The organism is Pseudomonas sp. SAR267, from assembly GCF_052077595.1.
Classification (GTDB): Bacteria; Pseudomonadota; Gammaproteobacteria; order Pseudomonadales; family Pseudomonadaceae; genus Aquipseudomonas; species Aquipseudomonas vlassakiae.
Genome location: NZ_JBQIHU010000001.1, coordinates 3925985 through 3944657, shown reverse-complemented (window position 1 = coordinate 3944657; position 18673 = coordinate 3925985). Strand labels below are relative to the sequence as shown.

The window sequence follows — 18673 nt, the reverse complement described above, 5'->3', positions numbered from 1 at the left end:
GGCCTGCCCTTGTTGTATTGCGCCGTACCGAACGGCTTATGGGTACTGCTGAACCTGGCCCTGCTGCTGGTCATACTGCTGACCCGGAATAGGCTTCAGGTTGACCTCCACACGGCGGTTCTGTGCACGGCCATTGGCGTCGGCGTTGCTGGCAATCGGCTGGTCCGGCCCCATGCCACGCACCGTTACGCGCGACGCATCCACGCCTTGCGAGGTCAGGTAGGTGCTGACTGCCTGGGCGCGGCGCTGCGACAGGTCCATGTTGTGCTGGCGGCTGCCGGTGCTGTCGGTGAAGCCCACCACTTCGATGGTGTTCTGATTGAACGACTTGAACGAGTTGGCCAGGTTGTTCAGCGGGTTGTAGAAGCTCGGCGAAATGTTGGCCGAATCGGTAGCGAAGGTGATGTTGCCCGGCATGATCAGCTTGATCTGGTCACCCTGGCGTTGAACCTCGACGCCCGTGTTGGCCATCTTCGCGCGCAGCTCGGCTTCCTGCTTGTCCGCGTAGTAGCCGTAACCGGCAGCGGCGGCACCGACTGCGGCGGCGCCGATCAGCGCACCCTTGCCACGGTTGTTGTGGTCGATGGCGGCACCGGCAATGGCGCCGGCCAGCGCGCCCAGGCCGCCATACTTGGCGGTCTTGCTCATCCCCGTGGACTCGCCCTGAGCCTGGCCTTGGCTGTCATAAGGATTCTGCCCGGCGCAACCGGTCATCAGGGCTGCAGCGGTTGCGACGATAATCAGACGACGCATGGTGAACATGGACAAGCTCCTACAAAAATTCGTGTGTGCGGCGGATCGCAGAGGGATCTGTGCCAGGCTTCGATCGCCAGGATACGGAAAAATTCCATGAAAGGCTTTTCATCCGGGCTCAAGCCCGTACGAACGGGTTCTCACGCATCTCGTCGCCCAGGCGGGTATCCGGCCCGTGGCCTGTGACCACAACGGCATCTTCGTCCAGGCGATACAGCCGATCCTGGATCGAACGCACGATGGCCCGCTGGTCGCCGCCCCACAGGTCGGTTCTGCCGATGCCACGGCGGAACAGAGTGTCACCGGCGATCAGCAGCTTGGCGTCGGCGAACCAGAAACTCATCGAACCTGGGGTGTGGCCAGGCGTGTGCAGGGCTACACCGCAACCGCAGGCGAGTTCTTCGTCATCGCCGAGCCAACGGTCTGGCGACGGCACCGGGGTGTAGGGCACGCCAAACATCTGGCATTGCATTTCCAGGTTGTCCCACAGCGGCTGGTCCTGCTTGTGCAGGTGCAGCGTGGCGCCGGTGAGCTCCTTGAGCTTGCCAGAAGCGAGGAAATGGTCGAAGTGCGCGTGGGTGTGGATGATGCTCACCAAGGTCAGACCATGGGCCTGCAGGCGGGCGAGGATCTTGTCTGCGTCACCACCCGGGTCGACGACGATAGCCTTCTTGCTGACAGGGTCGCCGATCAGGGTGCAGTTGCACTGCAGGGGGCCTACAGGAAAGGTTTCGCGGATCAGCGTGGCGGGGGCAATGTTCATGAGGGGCTCCTGACTACTGTCCGGGATGGTAGCGTGGTCTGAAGTGCCTGTCTTGGAAGCTGAAGGTTGTGCCAGACACATGGCGGCCCTGACGCTACGGCAAATACAACCTGAACAACCCTCCCCCAAGCACCCCACCATTGGCAATATCGATCCGCCCGCGCACGCCGTTACGCTCATGCAACGCCGCAATCCGCGCCGCGAAGTACAGCCCAAGCCCGGTGCTGCCGCTCTGCGAGTCGATACCCTGCACATAATCCTGCTGACGCTCGAGCATTCGCGCCGGGTAGCCCGGGCCGTCGTCGTTGACGCTGATGACCAGTTGCTCGCTTTCCTCGCCAATGCTGATCAACAGTGTATGGCCGGCATAGCGGGTGGCGTTGGTAATCACGTTGGCGATCACCGAAGCCACCAGCTCGCGGTCGAAGAAGCCCAGCGGGTTGTCGGTTTCGACACGCCAGGTGGCGAGGATGTCGTTGTGCTGGAGCACTTCCTGGTGGGCGGCCAGCTGGGCCTCGATGAAATCATCCAGCTCATGGTAATCCGGGCATACCGGCAGCTGGTTCACCCCCAGTTTGTAAAGCCCCAGCAACTGCACGAGCATGCCGTTGAGGTGACGGAACTCATGCTCGATCACGCCCTGCTCGGTACCGCTGCGCCATTCTTCAGGCAACCGCGCCATCCACTGGTCATGGGACTGGATCAGCGCCGACAGTGAGTTTTTCAGGTCATGCACGGTGGAGGCGATCACCGTGGAGAAATCCAGCCCCTGGTTATCCTGGCTCATGCACCGAAGACCTTGATGTGCAGTTTGCGGTAGCGGTCGTAGCGACTGTCACTGGTCGGGATGCCGGCCACCCGGGTCAGGCAATCGCGGCATTCCTGCTGGATCGCCGGCGGTGTCACCTCGCCACCGATGCGCAGCAGGGCCTGCGCAGTGTTGAGCGCAATACTGATGTTCTTCGGCTGCAGCGAAAGCGCTTTGCGGAACATCTGCAAGGCTTCGTTGAGTTGCCCGGCCTGGTAGCTGCGCACGCCCTGGCGGTTGAGGTCGACCGCTTCGGTGACCGCACCCAGCACGGCCGGGTCGTCGGTCAGCTTGGCCACGCTTTGCATGACCTTGGGATCGTCGCCGTAGGTTTCCACGCAGCCTTTGAGGATGCTGCCGCCGGCTGCTTCCTGGCCGAGTGCCTGCAGTTGCCGGGCCACGGTCAAGGCCGCCTCGACCGAGAAGAACTGGTCCATCTTCTCCAGCCGCTGCATGGCTTGTTCGGTGAGCTTGGCCGCTGTCTCAGGGTCGCCCGCCTGCTGCAGGCTGGCGGCCTTCATCAGCCGGGCACGCACTTGCAAGCCCTGGTCTTCGAGGTTGTCCTTGGCCACTTCACTGAGCACCGTGTTGATCTCGACCCGGGCACGCGCATCCAGGCCAAAGCCGGCGTTCTTGCTCATCAACGCCTGGACCAGGCCAAGGTTGCTTTCGGCATCCTTGTAGCGCGAACTCTGGCCCTGATTCACCGCATGACGGAACGCTTTGGAGGCGCTTTCGAAATCTTCGTTATCCAACGCCAACTTGCCCAGCGCAGCCTGCCGTCGCACCGCCAGGGGCGATAGGCGGACCGCTTCTTCGAGCATGCTCTGGGCGCGCTTGGTTTCGCCTTGGGCAACCAGCACTTCGGCCATGCCATCGTACAGCCCGGGCATGATCGGGAATGCCTTGAGCGCCTGTTCGTAGACGCCCTGGGCCTGGGCATTCTGCCCGCGCTTGTGCATCAGGCTGCCGAGTGCCGCATACACCCATGGTTGCGGGCGGCTGGCGAGGATGCTCTTGAGAAACTTCTCCAGCTCATCGAAGCGGTTGAGGTCACGCAGCGCGTCGGCACGATAGCGCAGGCACAACGGGGCAAAACGCGGGTCCTTCTTGCACAGCTCGGCACACGCCGCCAGCACTTCGGCCGGGCGACCACGGTCGAGGGCTTGCAGGATCGGCTTGAGCAGCGTCTTGCGCTGGGTCAGCTTGTCCAGGCGCTGGGCCAGGCCCACGCGGTTGAACGGCTTGGTCAGGTAGGCATCAGGCTCGTGCTCCAGGGCACTGAGCACGATGGCCTGGCTGCTTTCGGCCGTGACCATGATGAACACGCATTCATGGCTAATCAGCTTGTCGAGGATCAGGTCCTCGAGGACCTGCTGGCCGTTCTTCTTGCCGTCACCGAGGTGGAAGTCCTGAAGGATATAGTCGTAGCGCTTCTGCCCGCACATGCGCAGGGCCTGCTCGCCGCTGTCAGCGGTATCCACATCGCGCACGCCCAGTTCGCGCAGCATGGAACGGGTCGACGTGCGAAAGTCAGTGAAGTCGTCGACGATCAGAAAGCTCTTTTGCCCGTACTGCAGCATCAACACGACCTGTATTGGGAAGATGGGTGGATGGCGCGAAGCGATGCATACCGCCGAAACCTGTATCGGCAGCCAGCCAGGAAAGATGAGGGTGGAGAACGCAGCGTACGCACGCCATCACGGGATAATGGCCTAGCGCCATTATTTTACCTTTACGACCAGCTTCAGGCCAGCAAGCCCAACGCCTTGGCCCGGGCCACGGCTTGGGTACGACGCTCCACACCCAGCTTGCTGTTGATATGACTGGCGTGGGTCTTGACGGTATGCAGGGAAATGAACAGCCGCTCACTGATCTGCTGGTTGGAACAACCTTGGGCGATCAGTTCGAGTACCGCCAGCTCGCGACCACTCAAGGCCTCTGCGGCGTTGCTTGTGGGCACCGCAGGTTCGGGCAGGCGCCCCAGCAATTCAGCCTGGGCCTGGCAGGCTGGCTGTGCAAGAAGTTGTTCGCGCAGCCAGCCAGGATGCAATTCGAGCAGCCGCTGGAAGGGCTGCACCACCCCACCCCGAGCGGCGCTCAACGCCCTGGGCAGCAGCCGCGCTGCCTGTGCTTCACGCCCCTCGCTCAACAACAGGTCGATCCATTGGCAAAGGGCATGCAGGGTGAGCATCATCCCGCCACTGGCCTGACCGCGTTCGGCCAGGGCGCACAGCCGCGCCACGGCATCGTCGCTGCGCTGCTGCACCCGCTCGAGCAAAGCCTGCTGCAGTTCGATATGCAGCGGCAGCAAGGGGTGGAACTCGGGCGCTGCCGCAGGGTGCTCGCCGCCATAGGTCTGCCCCAGGCGCAGCAACCACGACTCGGCCAAATCGATACGCCCTTGCGCGAGCCACAGTTCGCACTTCACCAGGGTGATCATCGCCAGGTAGAAAATCGGCGGTACATCCCAGATGTGCATCAAGCGCTCCGCCTCGGCCAGTTCGGCGAAGGCCTCGGCATACTGGCCCTCACGGCCATCCAGCGAGGCGATCACGCAATGGCCGATCAGCACGCTGATGTCACGGCAGGCGCGCGCCTCGCCAAGCCCTGCACGCAAGCGCGCGCGCCCTTGCGTGGGATGCAGGCGCGCCACCAGCAGGTAGCCCTCGTACAAGGTCAGCCTCGCCCGCACCGCGTACAACCGCTGGGCCGACAGCCCCTGCAGGCGCTGCAAACCCTGGCGCACCTCATCGAGCGCGCGCAACACCTCGCCGCGGGCATGCAGCACCCGGGCTCGATCGTAATGCGCCAGCGCCTCGAACAACGGGTTGCCCACGCGCTGCGCCAGCTCCAGCGCTTCGCGGTTCCAGCCGCGTGCACGCCAGAAGTCGCCGTCGGCAATGGCCAGGTTGGACAGCGTCGACAGGCATACCAGGCGTTGCCCGTAGCGCTTGCACGGCAGGCTCTGCAGCGCCTCGCCGCAATAGGCCAAGGTCCGATCGCGGTCACCCCGACCGCGGGCGATGACGCCGCTCAGGGCCAGCCACTGCGCCAGCATGGACTTCTGTGCAGTGGCCGAAGGCGCGGGCAGGAAGCGGCTGAGGTAACTTGCCAGTTCTTGCGCTGCATCGAGCTGGCAGGCCAGGCCAAGCGCCCAGCTGTACAGCACGATCAACCGCGGCGTGCTGATCAGCAGGCTGTCGGGGAGGTCCATCTTCCAGCGCAACAGCATGCCCACATTCTGCTCGGCCAGCAGTTGCTCTTCGGACAGGCTCTGCACCAGGTCAGCCGCAACGTCGAGATGGCCGGCGCGTAACGCCTGTTCCACCGCCTCGTCGAGCAACCCCTGGGCCTGGAACCAGCGGCAGGCGCGCAGGTGCAGGCGCGCCTGCGGTTCGCTGGACTGGCGACTGCGCAGCAAGTCAGAGAACAGGTGATGGTACCGATACCAATGACCATGCTCGTCCAGCGGCACCAGGAATACCTGGTGCGCCTGCAGATAACGCAGTATCGCGTCGCTGTCGTGGCGCTCACGCAGCGCATCGCACAGCGCCGCGCAGAAACGCTCCTGGCAGGCCGTGTCGAACAGGAACGCCTGCACGTCCGCCGGCAGCATCTCGATGACTTCTTCCAGCAGGTAGTCACGAATCAACCCTTCTCCACCATGCAGGGCCTGGGGCAAGGCATGCTCGTCACCAGCCTCGCTGGCTGCCAACTGCCAGAAGCGCAGCCCCGCCACCCAGCCATCGCTGCGCTGAATCAGGTTATCCAGCGCCTGACCGCGCAGCCCGGTGGGTTGGCGGCCAATCACTGCCAATGATTCATCCGGCGTCAGGCGCAGATCCTGCTCGCTAAGTTCGACCAGTTGCCGTGACAGGCGCAGCCGCGCCAGGTGCCAGTCCGGCCGCTGGCGGCTGGTAACCAGCAGTACCAAGCCGGCAGGCAAGTGATTGAGGAAGAACTGCAGGCAGCGATCGAGAACCGGCCCCTGGGCCAGGTGGTAGTCGTCCAGCACCAGCAGCAAAGGGGTATCGGCCTGGAGGTAGAGCGCCAACTCGTCCAGCAAGCTGTCGAGCCACTCTTCGAACGCAAAGGGTTGGTGGCGCTGACGCATCTTCAGCAGGCCCATGGCCTGCCCGCCCAGTGCCGGACAGTACTGCTGCAAGCCTTCGAGCAGGCGCTCGAGGAAACGGCCGGGGTCGGCGTCCCTCTGGCTCAGGCCGAGCCAGAGACTGCGCCAATGGGCGGGCAGTGACTCGCAGAACTCGATGGCCAGGGAGCTTTTGCCAAAGCCGGCGGGGGCATTGACCAGCAACAAGCGCCCGCCAAGGCCGCCCTGCAAGCGCTGGCACAGGCGTGCACGCGGCACGTGGCCGTCGGGCTGCGGCGGCCGGAAGAAGCGCCCGTCCAGCAGGCCCAGGGCCTGGCTGGCGAATCCATGCGTACGGGACAGGTCTGTCATGGCCGGCTCGTTCTGTTGGGAAGACTACGGCGGTACGGATGCTTGCGAGACTAGCGGGTAATGCAACGCATTTGAAGACGATGGGAGCCATTGCCTCGGAAAAGACTGCGACAAAAAGCAACATGGCTGATGGACAGCGGCTGGCGTGGGGCTTTGGCGAGGTATTCATCGGCCTTATCGGCAGGCCAGACAGAAACGCCCCGGCAAGCCGGGGCGTTCTGGGAGGGTCACACGGAGTTGCAGGTTTTCAGCTCAGCGGATACCCGACTGGCGCAGGGCGGCTGGCTGGAAATCGGCCTTGCTGGCACTGAAGCCGAAGTCGTAGGCACGCTTCTCTTCGTTCTTCATGCCCAGGGCCAGGTAGCGGCCCGACTGCAAGTCGTAGATGGCTTCAAGGGTGTACCACGGCACCTGCACGTTGTAGTACGGCTGGGCATGGGCCTCGGACACGCGCCACAGTTGGCCACGGCCGTCGTACTGGTCGATCACAGCCGCTTGCCAGGTGTCTTCGTCGATGTAGAAGTCACGCTTGGCGTAGATGTGCCGCTGGCCGGGCTTTAGGGTCGCAACCACATGCCAGACCCGGCGCAGCTCGTAGCGGGTCAGGTCCTGATTGATGTGCCCGGCTTTGAGGATGTCGGCGTACTTGAGCTTGGGGTCGTCCAGCTTGAAGGCGTTGGAAGCGATGTACATCTCCTTCTTGCCTTCGAGCTTCCAGTCGTAGCGGTCCGGTGCGCCGTTGTACATGTCCAGGTTGTCCGAGGTGCGCAGGCCATCGGCCGCGGTACCCGGGCCGTCGTACGACACCTGCGGTGCCTGGCGCACCCGGCGCTGGCCGGCGTTGTAGATCCAGGCCTTGCGCGGTTCCTTGACCTGGTCGAGGGTCTCGTGCACCAGCAGCACGGTGCCGGCCAGGCGCGCCGGAGCCGTCACCTCCTGCTTGAAGTAGAACAGGATGTTGCCTGGGTTGTTCGGGTCGTAGTCCTTCATCTTGTCGCGGAAAACGAACTGGTCGGCGAAATACACCAGGCTGTAGGAGCCGTTCTGCTGTGGGGTTGCCTGGGTCACCAGGCGGCTGACGCTGCCGCCGCGGTAGCGGGTGATATGGTTCCAGATCACTTCCAGGCCGCTTTTCGGGATCGGGAAGGGCACGGCGGTCTGGAAGTTGTTCAGGCCGTTGCCGCCTTCGACCAACGTCGTCGCGGTGGCGTTCTTCTTGATGGCGGCGAAGACATCGTCAGGTACCGTGGCACCACGGTGGGTCTTGAACACCGGAATCTTGAAGGTATCCGGGTAGCGCTTGAGCATCGCCAACTGGCCCGGCGAAAGCTTGTCCTTGTACTGCTCGGCATTCTGCGCGGTGATGGTGAACAGCGGTTTGTCGCTGCCGTACGGGTCAGACAGGAAACCCTTGCCATCGACGCTGCCTGCGGTCTTCGACAGCGGCTCCCATGGCCCGATCGAACCATCGGCGTTACCGGCTTTTTCCGCGCCCATCGGGGTCAGGGTGCTGCCAAGCTTTGCCGCTTCATCGGCGGATACCGCAGCCATTACGCTGGTCGCCAGCAGGGACAGGCCCAGTACACCGGCTTGCAACAGACTTCTGGTCTTGTTCATCTCGTGTCGTCCTGCATCAGTATTCTTAGAAGTTCACGCCGAAGCTGAGGGCGACGAAGTCGCGATCATCCACAGTGCTGTACTTGCCGTCGAAGAAGTTGGTGTATGACAGGCTGGCGGTGTAGGTATTCTGGTACTCGGCATCCAGGCCAAGGCTGACCGCCTTGCGTCCTTCCTCGAAGTTGCCGCCAGGGCCTGGCGAATAACCGGAAACGTCATGGGACCAGGCCACGTTAGGCTTGAGGTTGACCCCGGCAAACACGTCGTTGTAGTCCCAGATGACCCGGGCGCGGTAACCCCATGAGGTGCTGGTGGTGTAGCCGTCGTTCTCGCACTTGCGGTTGAGGTTGGCCGTCGAGGCACCGGCGCCGGCGCCGGCTATGGTGCTGGCATTGAGCGCCTGGCAGGTGTCGGCACCGCCGGTAGCTGGCAGCGGGCCAGGGCCGAACACGGGGTCACGGCCGTAGCGAGTATCGTGGGCATTCTCCAGGCCACCCACATGGGTTACACCAAGCTCACCGACCACGGTCATGCGGCTGGCGCCCATCACCTGGTCGAAGAAGTGGGTCAGGGTGGTCTGGAACTGGGTGACTTCCTTGCGGCGGTAGCCGTGCAGGTCTTGGCCCGGGGTGCCGGTGAGCAGCGAAGCGTTGGTCAGCGCGCCCCCCAGTGGCCGCACACCGGCAAAGAGGATGTCGGTGGTGTTCAGCTGCACCGGCGCGTTGGGCCGGTAGCTGACTTCACCGCTCCACGCGGTACCGGTAGGCAGGGTGGTGGAGAAGCTCAGGCCGTACAGGCGGATGTCCTCGGGGTACTCGACGAAGTACTTCGAGTTGCCCGCAACGATCAGCGGCGCCAGTGCGCGCAGCTGCGCCGGCAGCCCGGCAATGCCCTGGAACACCGACGGCGAAGCGCCGGTTGCGCTGAATATCGGCGCACGGCTGTGGTAGTTCATGAAGTAGGCACCGAACTCGGTGTCCAGCGGCTCGAACATGTAGCGCATGGCCACCCCGAACTGGCCGCTGTCGCGGGCATCGCGGTCGGCGCCACGGGCCACCATCACGCCCTCCTGGTTGATATTCACGCCACGGGTGGCCAGGAACTGCTGGGCGGCGGCCGGTACCGTGCGGCTGCTGTTGAGCACACGCAGGTTGTCGGTACAGCCGTCGGCGATGATGTCAGGCTGGGAGAAAAAGGTGCCGCAGTTGTCGACGACGGTCTGGTCCCACTCGATCTGATAGAAGGCTTCGGCCGACAGATTGTCGGTCAGGCTCTGCGAGATGTAGAACATGTTGACCGGAATCAGGCCCTCCTTGATTTCGGCACCGGGGCGACGGAAGGCCGCCACGTCGATCGGGTTGATCGAGTTGATACCGCCACCGATGAAGGTGCTCTCACCCCAGCTCACCACCTGCTTGCCTAAACGTACCGAGCCCGGCTGATCGCCGATCGAGTAGTTGTGGTACACGAAGGCATCGAGCAGCTGCGTACCCGACGACTTGGCGCCTTCCTTGCGGCCCGAGTCACTGATGTCCTTGAACTCGCGGCTTTCGTCCTTGAGCTCGAAGTCGTACCAGTATTTGCCGCGCACAAACACGCCGGTGTCGCCGTACTTGAGTTCGAGGTCATGGATGCCTTTGAAGATCTTCGAGAAGGTTTCGCCCTTCTTGAAGTTCAGGTGGCCGTCGTCGGAGGTCTGCGACAGGCCCTTGCCACCGTTGTTCACCCCGATCAGGTTCTTGTTGGGGTTGGCGGTGGACCAGCTGGCGCCGACGGAGAGCGACGAGTCGAACTGGCCTTCGATTTCACCAATGTTGAAACTGACAGCGAAAGCAGGACTTGCGAGCGTGGAAGCAAGGCTGACGGCCAAGGGCAACCTGGCCCGGCGCCAGAACGGATTTGCAGATTTCATCGACGCTACTCCATGTACTTTATTGTTATGGCAGTGAGTCCTTTCAGAAACGGCCCGAGCGACCGGTGAGCAGGTTTCCCCTGCAGCGGCACGTCTTGCGCGTGCCGCCCTCCCCCATTCCTGAAAATCCCCTGGGCCCGACTATAGCCAGCAGGCTCAGGTGCTTGATCCCTCTAAAGTGTGATTTGCGCACCTGCTGCCAAATCGGCCCGGCGTTTCCCGGGCAGCGCATCGGCCGTGCTGAAGCATGGCCGAAATTTTACGTTTGGCAAGGGCTCAGCCTCTCTAGCATGCGGGTCGCGCAACGTGATGTGCGACCCGGAGCGGGCTTACAAGGTAGACAGGAAGGTGCTGTTACTGGCCTGCCACTGGACGATGTCCTGGCGGATACGCTTCTTGTCTAGCTTGCCGACACTGGTCTTGGGAATTTCAGTAACAACAGCGATCTGGCTGGGAATCGCCCACTTGTTGATGTGGCCTTCCTCGACGAAAGGCTTCAGATGCTCCTTCAGGGTTTTGGCGTCGATCGCCTTGTCCTCACGCACCACCAGCAGGGCAAACGGGCGCTCGCCCCATTGCGGGTCGGCTACGCCTACCACCGCCACTTCACGCACGGCCGGATGACGGCTGATCAAGTCCTCCAGGTCGAGCGAAGAGATCCATTCGCCGCCGGTCTTGATCACATCCTTGATGCGGTCGCGGATATCGATGTAGCCCATGCCGTCGAGGGTGGCGACGTCACCGGTGTGCAGCCAGCCACCCTGCCACAGCTCCTCGCTCTTTTCCGGCTCCTTGAAATAGCCCATGGTCAGCCATGGCGCACGCAGCACCAGCTCACCCTGGGTCTCGCCATCGGCCGGCAGGAAATTGCCCTCGCCATCTACGATTGCCGCTTCCACCAACGGCACCGGTACACCGGCCTTGATGCGGTAGGTAACGCGTTCATCCTCGCTGCCGGCCTGCAACTCGTCATTCAGGTGCGCGGCAGATATCAGCGGGCAGGTTTCGGACATGCCATAAGCGGCAGTCAGCTGGATGCCACGGGCCAGCGCCGCCTTGTACAGCGAACTGTTCAGGGCGCTGCCGCCGATGATGATCTTCCAGCCGCCGAAATCCTGGCCCTGGGCGTTCGGGCAGTTGAGCAGCATCTGCAGGATGGTCGGCACACAGTGCGAGAAGGTGACCTTCTCTTCGCGCCACAGCTTGACCAGCATGTCCGGCTCATAACGGCCCGGGTAGACCTGCTTCATGCCGAGCATGGTGGCCGCGTAGGGGATGCCCCAGGCATGCACGTGGAACATCGGCGTGATGGGCATGTACACGTCATTGCTGCCGAGCAGGCGCACGCTGTCGATACTGCCGGTCACCGCCGCTTCGGCCAGGGTATGCAACACCAGCTGGCGGTGCGTGAAGTAGACGCCCTTGGGGTTGCCCGTGGTACCGGTGGTGTAGAAGGTGGTGGCCACCGAATTCTCGTCGAAATCCGGGAAGTCGTAACGCGGGCTGGCGGCCGCGAGCAATTGCTCGTATTCACCGACGAGGTTGGGCAAGTCGGCAGTCTTGTCCGGGCCATCGGTGATCAGTAAGGTCTTGTCGACCGTGGTCAGTTGCCCGGCGACGGCCTGATAAAGGCCGACGAAGTCGCTGTTGACCAGTACGAAACGGTCTTCAGCGTGGTTCATGGTGTAGAGGATCTGCTCGGGCGAAAGGCGCACGTTGATGGTGTGCACCACTGCGCCGATCATCGGGATGGCGAACATGCATTCCAGGTAACGGTGGCTGTCCCAGTCCATCACCGCCACGGTGTCACCGGCCTTGACCCCGGCGTCGGTCAGCACATTGGCGAGGCGGGCGATGCGTTCGTTGAGCTGCGGATAAGTCAGGCGCAGCTGGTCGCGATAGACGATCTCGCGGGTCTTCTCGTAGCGGCTGCCGGACATCAGCAGGCGCTTGATCAACAGAGGGAAGCTATAGGCGCCCTCGGCGGGCTTGATGATGCGGGTCTGCAACATGGTGATCCCTTTTCTGAAAAAGCATGCCGAACAAGTCTGGATCTACTGTAGTTGCTCAATGTGACGGTCAAATCAGCCGAAGGAATGATTTGGCGGCGCCAGGTATGAGTGGCATTGTGCGCAGTGATGGACCAACCCCTGCCCTGCTACCGGAGCTCCTGTGATGCCCAGCTTGCGCCGCGCCGTGTTTCTCGATCACCAATCCCTGGACCTTGGCGACCTTGACCTGTCGCCGTTGCAGCAACAGTTCGACGAATTCGAACTGTTCGCCGCCACCCGCCCGGAGCAGGTCGTCGAACGCCTGCAGGGCGCTGTCGCGGTGGTCAGCAACAAGGTCATGCTCGATGCCGCCACGCTGGCCGCCAACCCGCAGCTGAAGCTGATCCTGGTAGCCGCGACCGGCACCAACAATGTCGACCTCGCAGCTGCCCGCGCCCAGGGCATCACGGTCTGCAACTGCCAGGGCTATGGCACCCCCTCGGTGGCCCAGCACACCATCGCCCTGCTGCTGGCCCTGGCCACACGCCTGTGCGACTACAACCAGGCGGTGGCCGACGGCGAGTGGGCCAAGGCCAGCCAGTTCTGCCTGCTGGATTTCCCGATCATCGAGCTGGAAGGCAAGACCCTCGGCCTGCTAGGCCATGGCGAACTGGGCGGCGCGGTGGCACGACTCGCCGAAGCCTTCGGCATGCGCGTGCTGAGCGGGCACATCCCTGGCCGCCCGGCCCGTGACGATCGCCTGGCGCTGGATGAACTGCTGCCACAGGTCGACGCGTTGACCCTGCACTGCCCGCTGAACGAGCACACCCGGCACATGATCGGTGCCCACGAACTGGCGCTGCTGAAAAAGGGCGCTCTGGTGGTCAACACCGCCCGCGGTGGCCTGATCGACGAGCAGGCCTTGGCCGACGCATTGCGCAGCGGCCACCTCGGCGGCGCGGCCACCGATGTGCTGAGCGTCGAGCCGCCGGTCAATGGCAACCCGCTGCTGGAGAAGGGCATCCCACGCTTGCTGATCACTCCACACAGCGCCTGGGGCGCGGTGGAGTCGCGCCAGCGCATCGTCGGCCAGCTCAGCGAAAACGCCAGGGCCTATTTCGAAGGCCAGCCGCGCCGTGTGGTCAGCTGAGCTCCAGCTCAGTCCCGCGCCCGGCTCTGTTACACTGCGCCACTTTTTCAGGAGGCGTCGTCCATGGACCCGCGCAGTGAAGTATTGCTCCGCCAGGCAGAGCTGTTCCAGGGCCCGCTGCTGCTCGCCGGCGCCCCCGCCGACGGCCTGCTCGGGCAGCTGCCCCAAGCCCTTGGCTGGACCTGGCATGCAGGCGACCAGGCCATGCTCGACAGCCGCTTCGCGGGGCGCAGCCACTACGGCGTCGATGTGCCGTCGGTAGCCTTCGAGACGGCGGTGCTGTTCCTGCCCAAGTCCCGCGAGCTGGCGGCCTACCTGCTCAACGCCCTGGCTGCGCGCCTGGCAGGCGGTGAGCTGTACCTGGTGGGTGAAAAACGCGGTGGCATCGAAGGCGCGGCCAAACAACTGCAGGCGTTCGGCAAGCCGCGCAAGCTGGACAGCGCGCGGCATTGCCAACTGTGGCAGGTGACCGTGGAAAACGCGCCGCAAGCCAAACCGCTGGAGAGCCTGGCCGAACGCTTCACCCTCGATCTCGAAGACGGCCCACTGCAGGTGGTGAGCCTGCCGGGGGTATTCAGCCACGGCCGCCTTGACCGCGGCACTGCCCTGCTACTCAAGTATCTGGACAATCTGCCCATCGGCCATGTGCTCGATTTTGGCTGCGGCGCTGGCGTGCTGGGTGCCACGGTCAAACGGCGTTATCCACAAAGCCGGGTCACGCTGCTGGATGTAGATGCCTTCGCCGTGGCAGCCAGCCGCCTGACCCTGGCGGCCAACTGCCTTGAGGGCGAAGTCATCAGCGGCGATGGCATCGATGCCGCACCTGCCGACCTGAGCCTGATCCTGAGCAACCCACCGTTCCATACCGGGGTCCACACGAACTACCAGGCATCGGAAAACTTGCTGAAAAAATCCGGCGAACATCTGAGAAAAGGTGGCGAAATGCGCCTCGTGGCAAACAGCTTCCTGCGCTATCAGCCGCTCATCGAAGGTGCCTTGGGCAATTGCCAGACCTGCGCCGAGGCCGATGGCTTCCGCATCTATCGGGCAACACGCGGTTAAAAACAGGGCTTGCCGAAACGGTTTCGGCTAGGCAGAATCCGCACCGTCCTAGGGGAGTAGTCTCCCGCGAGCGCCCTGCTCGCCCGGTACGCGTCAACATACTTGGCCCACAGGCCATGGCGCGTGCGACCCAGCGGCCTGCACAGACAGGTCCTCGGTTTGACAAGACCTATGACACGCACACCTTACCCGGGGCGGGGAGGCTGTACGTGTCATAGCCGTGTCGGCCCGCCCCCGTAGGAAACCTGATGCTGGAATCTCTGTTGGTCCCCACCGCAATCGTTGCCTTGGCCGAAATTGGCGACAAGACGCAACTGCTCGCGCTCATCCTTGCCGCCCGCTTCCGCAAGCCTTGGCCGATCATCGCCGGCATCATCGCGGCTACCTTGGCCAACCATGCCGCGGCCGGCGCCGTGGGGGCCTGGGTCGGCAGCTTCTTCAGCGAGTCGGTACTGCACTGGGTTCTTGCCGCGAGCTTCACCGCCACCGCGCTGTGGACCCTGGTGCCGGACAAGATGGACGATGACGAGAATCCGGCCCGCCGCTTCGGCCCGTTCCTGACCACACTGATCGCGTTCTTCCTGGCCGAAATCGGTGACAAGACCCAAGTGGCCACGGTGATGCTGGCTGCGCAGTATCCGCACCTGATCCTGGTCATCGTCGGGACGACCTTGGGCATGCTGATCGCCAACGTGCCGGTGGTGCTGGCGGGTAATTTCGCCGCGGAGAAACTCCCTCTGACGCTGATTCGTCGCCTGGCGGCTACTGCGTTCTTCGTGCTGGCCATCGTTGCCGTGTACTCGGCGATGAAGACCAGTGGCTGGGTGGGCTGAGCTGAAAAGCAGGGGCCGCTGTGCGGCCCCTTGTGGTTTTACTTCTTCGCGGCCTCGTACAACGGCATCACTTTTGGAATCGCCGCTTGCAACGAGGCGATCCGGCTGCTCGAAGCCGGGTGAGTACTCATGAACTCAGGTGGCGCCCCCTCCGAGGCCTTGCTCATCTTGTTCCACAAGGTGATCGCGGCATTCGGGTCGTAACCGGCACGCGCCGACAACTCCAGGCCGATCAGGTCGGCCTCGTTCTCGTTGGCGCGGCTGTTCGGCAGGGTCATGGAATAGTTCACCACGGCGTCGGCCAACGCCATGCTGTCCTGGCCAAGGCCAAGCAAGGCGCCCGCACCCTGGCGCGCCATCTGCACGCCGTAGGCCTTGGACATCGCTTCGCGGCTATGCTCGCGCAAGGCATGGGCGATTTCGTGGCCGACCACTGCGGCGATTTCCGCATCGGTGAGCTTGAGCTGATCGATCAGCCCGGTGTAGACGATGATCTTGCCGCCCGGCCCGCAGTTGGCATTGAGCTCGTCACTCTTGATGACGTTGACTTCCCAGTTCCACTGAGCCGCATCCGGGCGGAACTTGGGCGCCTGGGCAATCAGCCGGCTGGCGATGGCCTGCACACGCTTGGCATCGTTGCTGGACTTGTCCAGCACGCCCTTGCTCGACGCCTCGCCGAGGGTCTGCTGGTAGGACTGGGCGTACATCTGGTTGACCTCATCGGTCGAAAGCATGCTGAACATGTACTGCTGGCGGTCGACGCCGACAGCACCGCCACTGGTGGTATTCACCGCCTGGCAGCCGGCCAGCAGGATGCCAGCACTCAATAGGCTGACGACAAAAGACTTACGCATGAAAACACTCCCTTTTGACATGCGCCGTATCCTAGGCTGAGTCGCTTGTACCCGCCATAGCCGCAGGGAAGATTTTACCTAAGCCGGTGTCAGGCACTCAGGCGCGTCCAGTTTCGGGTCGTTGACGAAGTTTGCCAGGGCCCGCTCGCGCAGCATCGCCGGCGGGCTGGCGAGCAGCTCGTGCAAGCGTGGCAACGGTGTGTCCGGGTCCAGCCAGGCAGCCTGGCCGGCCTGGTCGAGGATCAGGGGTCGGCGCTGGTTCATTGCGGCCTGGGTCACTACCGCGCAACTCAACCACACCTGGTCATGTACCGGGTAGGCCTCCCAGACGGCAGCAAAATACAGCGATGCGCCCTCCCCCGGCGTCAGCCAGTAAGGCCGTTTGCGCACCGTACCGCGCCACTCATAGAAACCGTTGGCGGGCATCAGGCAACGGCGCAGGCGAAATGCTTCGCGGAACATCGGCTGCTCGGCCAAGGTCTCGGCCCGGGCATGAGCGGGGGTGCGTGAGAGGTCGGTGAGCCATGCAGGGGTCAGCCCCCAACGCGCCTTTGCCAACTGCTGCTGGCCGTCGAGCAGGCGCTGGATCAGCACCGAAGCGCCAGGCGCGATATTCCATTGGGCCGGCTGGCCGGCAGGGAAACCCGGCAGGCTGGCCAGCGCCTGAGGCCAGCGAAACAGGGCGTAACGTCCACACATGGGCGATTTCAGAACCTAGCAGATCAAGGTACCGGGATGACTCTCCGGCTCGTCACCGGCAAGCGGCTCGGCACCATTGTACGCATCGATCAGTTGCCGTGCGTATTCGGCCTGTTCGTCGGGCACCGCAAGCCCGAGCAGCCCCTGCAACGGCAACTCACCCGCGCCGCCCATCAGGTCGCGACCGGCGAGGTGCGCTTCGATGCCCTCGCTGGCCAGCATGCACACCAGCATTTCAGCTTCCATCAGGTTTTCCGGTTCGTAGATCCGCCGCATCAGTCGTTCTCACCGTAGACATCCAGCATCCATTCCTCGCCATGAACCTGCAGCACGAAGCGGATAGGCTTGCAGCACACCTGGCAGTCCTCGATGTACTCCTGGTCGCCCCCGGACAGGTCCACGGTCGTTTCGACTTCTTCACCACAATAAGGACAATCGTAGAACGCTTGTTCGAGCATCGCGGCCTCCGGGGTGACTTGTGCGTATAATTGTCGGTCTGTTTACAGGGCTTGAGTGTGCCCGAGCCGTTTTTTCGGGCCCCACCCCTTACCTTATTACCCTAGCCGTTTCCAACAAGAGAGCATGATGGGCGAATTCGATGCCATCCGACCGTACGACGATGCTGAGGTCCCTGCCGTTCTGGCACGCCTGCTCAGCGACCCGGCATTCCTCGATATCCTCACCCACTTCAAATTCCCGCGCGCAGCCGGCGCCCTCGGCTGGCTGCTCAAGCCGCTGATCGCCCGCCGCCTGCGCAAGGAGTTCGCCGGCGTCACCTGCGTATCGACCCTGCAGGACAAAGTCGAGTATTACGTCGACCAGACCATCGAACGCGCCACCGACGGCGTCACCTACTCCGGCGTCGAACAGCTCAAGTCGGGCACGGCCTATCTATTCCTGGCCAACCACCGCGACATCGTCATGGACCCGGCCTTCGTCAACTACGCGGTCTACCACGCCGGCCTGCCGACGCCGCGCATCGCCATCGGCGACAACCTGCTGCAAAAGCCGTTCGTCAGCGACATGATGCGCCTGAACAAGAGCTTCATCGTGCACCGCTCGATCAGTGGCCGCCGGGAAAAGCTTGCGGCCTACCAGTTGCTCTCGGCCTATATCAACCATTCGATTCGCAATGACGGCACGTCGATCTGGATCGCCCAGGCCGAAGGCCGCGCCAAGGACGGTGACGACCGGACCGATTCGGCAATCCTCAAGATGTTCCACATGAGTCGCAAGGACGAGCCGTTCGGTGCAGTGATCCAGAGCCTGAACCTGATCCCGGTGTCGATCAGCTACGAGTACGACCCCTGCGACCAGGCCAAGGCCCGCGAGCTGTACATCCGCGCCACCACCGGCACGTACCAGAAGGCCCCCGGCGAAGACGACAACAGCATCGCCAAGGGCATCACCGGCTACAAGGGCCGGGTGCACATCAACTTCGCCCCGCCAGTGACCGAGTACTACGAGGACACCAAGCAGCTGGCACAGGAAACCGACCGGCAGATCCTCGGCGGTTACCGCCTGTTCCCGGTGCATTACCTGGCGTATGCGATGTGGAGCGGAAAGGACGAGGCACTGCAGGTGCCGAGCGCCGAGAAGGTGTTCCCGGCAGAGGAGCTGGCCAAGGCCAGGGAAGAGTGGCAACGGCGGCTGGACGCCTGCCCCGAGGAACAGCGGCCTTACCTGGTGTTGCAGTATGCGACGCCAGTGCGCAACCAGTATCAGGTCAAGCAGCAGGCGCCTGTTGCCTGACCCGAGCGGGGCCG

16 protein-coding genes and 1 riboswitch are annotated in these 18673 nt (G+C 63.3%); of the genes, 4 read left to right on the top strand and 12 right to left on the bottom strand.

Annotated elements, in window-relative coordinates; translation table 11 throughout:
- Positions 1–36: 36 nt before the first annotated feature.
- The 8 genes from ACTORR_RS18565 to ACTORR_RS18530 form a co-directional block, all read right to left on the bottom strand.
- Positions 37–762: an OmpA family protein gene (locus ACTORR_RS18565; protein WP_027918343.1), complete on the bottom strand. Its 726-nt coding sequence runs from the start codon at positions 760–762 to the stop codon at positions 37–39.
- Positions 763–871: 109 nt separating this feature from the next.
- Positions 872–1516 (bottom strand): MBL fold metallo-hydrolase, encoded by a 645-nt coding sequence (locus ACTORR_RS18560; RefSeq protein ID WP_054887497.1) that lies wholly within the window; start codon positions 1514–1516, stop codon positions 872–874.
- A 94-nt stretch (positions 1517–1610) separates the two neighbouring features.
- A complete protein-coding gene (locus tag ACTORR_RS18555) occupies positions 1611–2303 on the bottom strand; it encodes a sensor histidine kinase (RefSeq protein ID WP_054887496.1) in 693 nt (230 codons plus the stop codon).
- Positions 2300–3907, bottom strand: coding sequence for a tetratricopeptide repeat-containing response regulator (locus ACTORR_RS18550; RefSeq protein ID WP_054887495.1), 1608 nt, complete (start codon positions 3905–3907; stop codon positions 2300–2302). Before ACTORR_RS18550 ends, ACTORR_RS18555 begins: the two co-directional genes overlap by 4 nt.
- A gap of 164 nt (positions 3908–4071) precedes the next feature.
- The gene (locus tag ACTORR_RS18545; RefSeq protein WP_313364334.1) at positions 4072–6789 is read right to left on the bottom strand and encodes a LuxR C-terminal-related transcriptional regulator; all 2718 of its coding nucleotides are present in this window, start codon (positions 6787–6789) and stop codon (positions 4072–4074) included.
- A gap of 252 nt (positions 6790–7041) precedes the next feature.
- Positions 7042–8406, bottom strand: coding sequence for a DUF1329 domain-containing protein (locus tag ACTORR_RS18540; protein ID WP_262109864.1), 1365 nt, complete (start codon positions 8404–8406; stop codon positions 7042–7044).
- Positions 8407–8431: 25 nt separating this feature from the next.
- Positions 8432–10318, bottom strand: coding sequence for a DUF1302 domain-containing protein (locus tag ACTORR_RS18535; protein WP_262109862.1), 1887 nt, complete (start codon positions 10316–10318; stop codon positions 8432–8434).
- Positions 10319–10647: 329 nt separating this feature from the next.
- Entirely contained in the window at positions 10648–12330 is a 1683-nt protein-coding gene (locus ACTORR_RS18530) for a fatty acid--CoA ligase (protein ID WP_054887491.1), read from the bottom strand.
- A gap of 163 nt (positions 12331–12493) precedes the next feature.
- Between ACTORR_RS18530 and ACTORR_RS18525 the strand changes: the two genes are divergently transcribed.
- The 3 genes from ACTORR_RS18525 (at position 12494) to ACTORR_RS18515 (ending at position 15354) form a co-directional block, all read left to right on the top strand.
- A complete protein-coding gene (locus ACTORR_RS18525) occupies positions 12494–13459 on the top strand; it encodes a 2-hydroxyacid dehydrogenase (protein WP_054887490.1) in 966 nt (321 codons plus the stop codon).
- A 63-nt stretch (positions 13460–13522) separates the two neighbouring features.
- The gene (locus tag ACTORR_RS18520) at positions 13523–14521 is read left to right on the top strand and encodes a class I SAM-dependent methyltransferase (protein WP_099814244.1); all 999 of its coding nucleotides are present in this window, start codon (positions 13523–13525) and stop codon (positions 14519–14521) included.
- Positions 14522–14560: 39 nt separating this feature from the next.
- Positions 14561–14750, top strand: a riboswitch (yybP-ykoY riboswitch).
- A 22-nt stretch (positions 14751–14772) separates the two neighbouring features.
- On the top strand, positions 14773–15354 hold the full coding sequence (locus ACTORR_RS18515; RefSeq protein WP_176506946.1) for a TMEM165/GDT1 family protein: 582 nt from the start codon (positions 14773–14775) through the stop codon (positions 15352–15354).
- A 38-nt stretch (positions 15355–15392) separates the two neighbouring features.
- On the opposite strand, the gene ACTORR_RS18510 is transcribed toward ACTORR_RS18515, so the two are convergent.
- The 4 genes from ACTORR_RS18510 to ACTORR_RS18495 all read right to left on the bottom strand — a co-directional run bounded on the left by ACTORR_RS18510 (position 15393) and on the right by ACTORR_RS18495 (position 17365).
- Positions 15393–16208, bottom strand: a complete 816-nt coding sequence (locus ACTORR_RS18510) for a M48 family metallopeptidase (RefSeq protein WP_054887487.1) — start codon at positions 16206–16208, stop codon at positions 15393–15395.
- A 78-nt stretch (positions 16209–16286) separates the two neighbouring features.
- Positions 16287–16907, bottom strand: a complete 621-nt coding sequence (locus ACTORR_RS18505) for an SOS response-associated peptidase (RefSeq protein ID WP_099814242.1) — start codon at positions 16905–16907, stop codon at positions 16287–16289.
- A 15-nt stretch (positions 16908–16922) separates the two neighbouring features.
- Positions 16923–17183: a putative signal transducing protein gene (locus tag ACTORR_RS18500; RefSeq protein ID WP_054887485.1), complete on the bottom strand. Its 261-nt coding sequence runs from the start codon at positions 17181–17183 to the stop codon at positions 16923–16925.
- The gene (locus tag ACTORR_RS18495; RefSeq protein ID WP_008096588.1) at positions 17183–17365 is read right to left on the bottom strand and encodes a CPXCG motif-containing cysteine-rich protein; all 183 of its coding nucleotides are present in this window, start codon (positions 17363–17365) and stop codon (positions 17183–17185) included. The genes ACTORR_RS18500 and ACTORR_RS18495 overlap by 1 nt, the downstream gene beginning before the upstream one ends.
- Positions 17366–17489: 124 nt before the next feature.
- Here ACTORR_RS18495 and ACTORR_RS18490 point away from each other — a divergent pair, with 124 nt between their 5' ends.
- Complete coding sequence (locus tag ACTORR_RS18490) at positions 17490–18659, top strand: 1-acyl-sn-glycerol-3-phosphate acyltransferase (protein ID WP_441343757.1); 1170 nt, start codon at positions 17490–17492, stop codon at positions 18657–18659.
- The last annotated feature ends 14 nt before the right edge of the window (positions 18660–18673 follow it).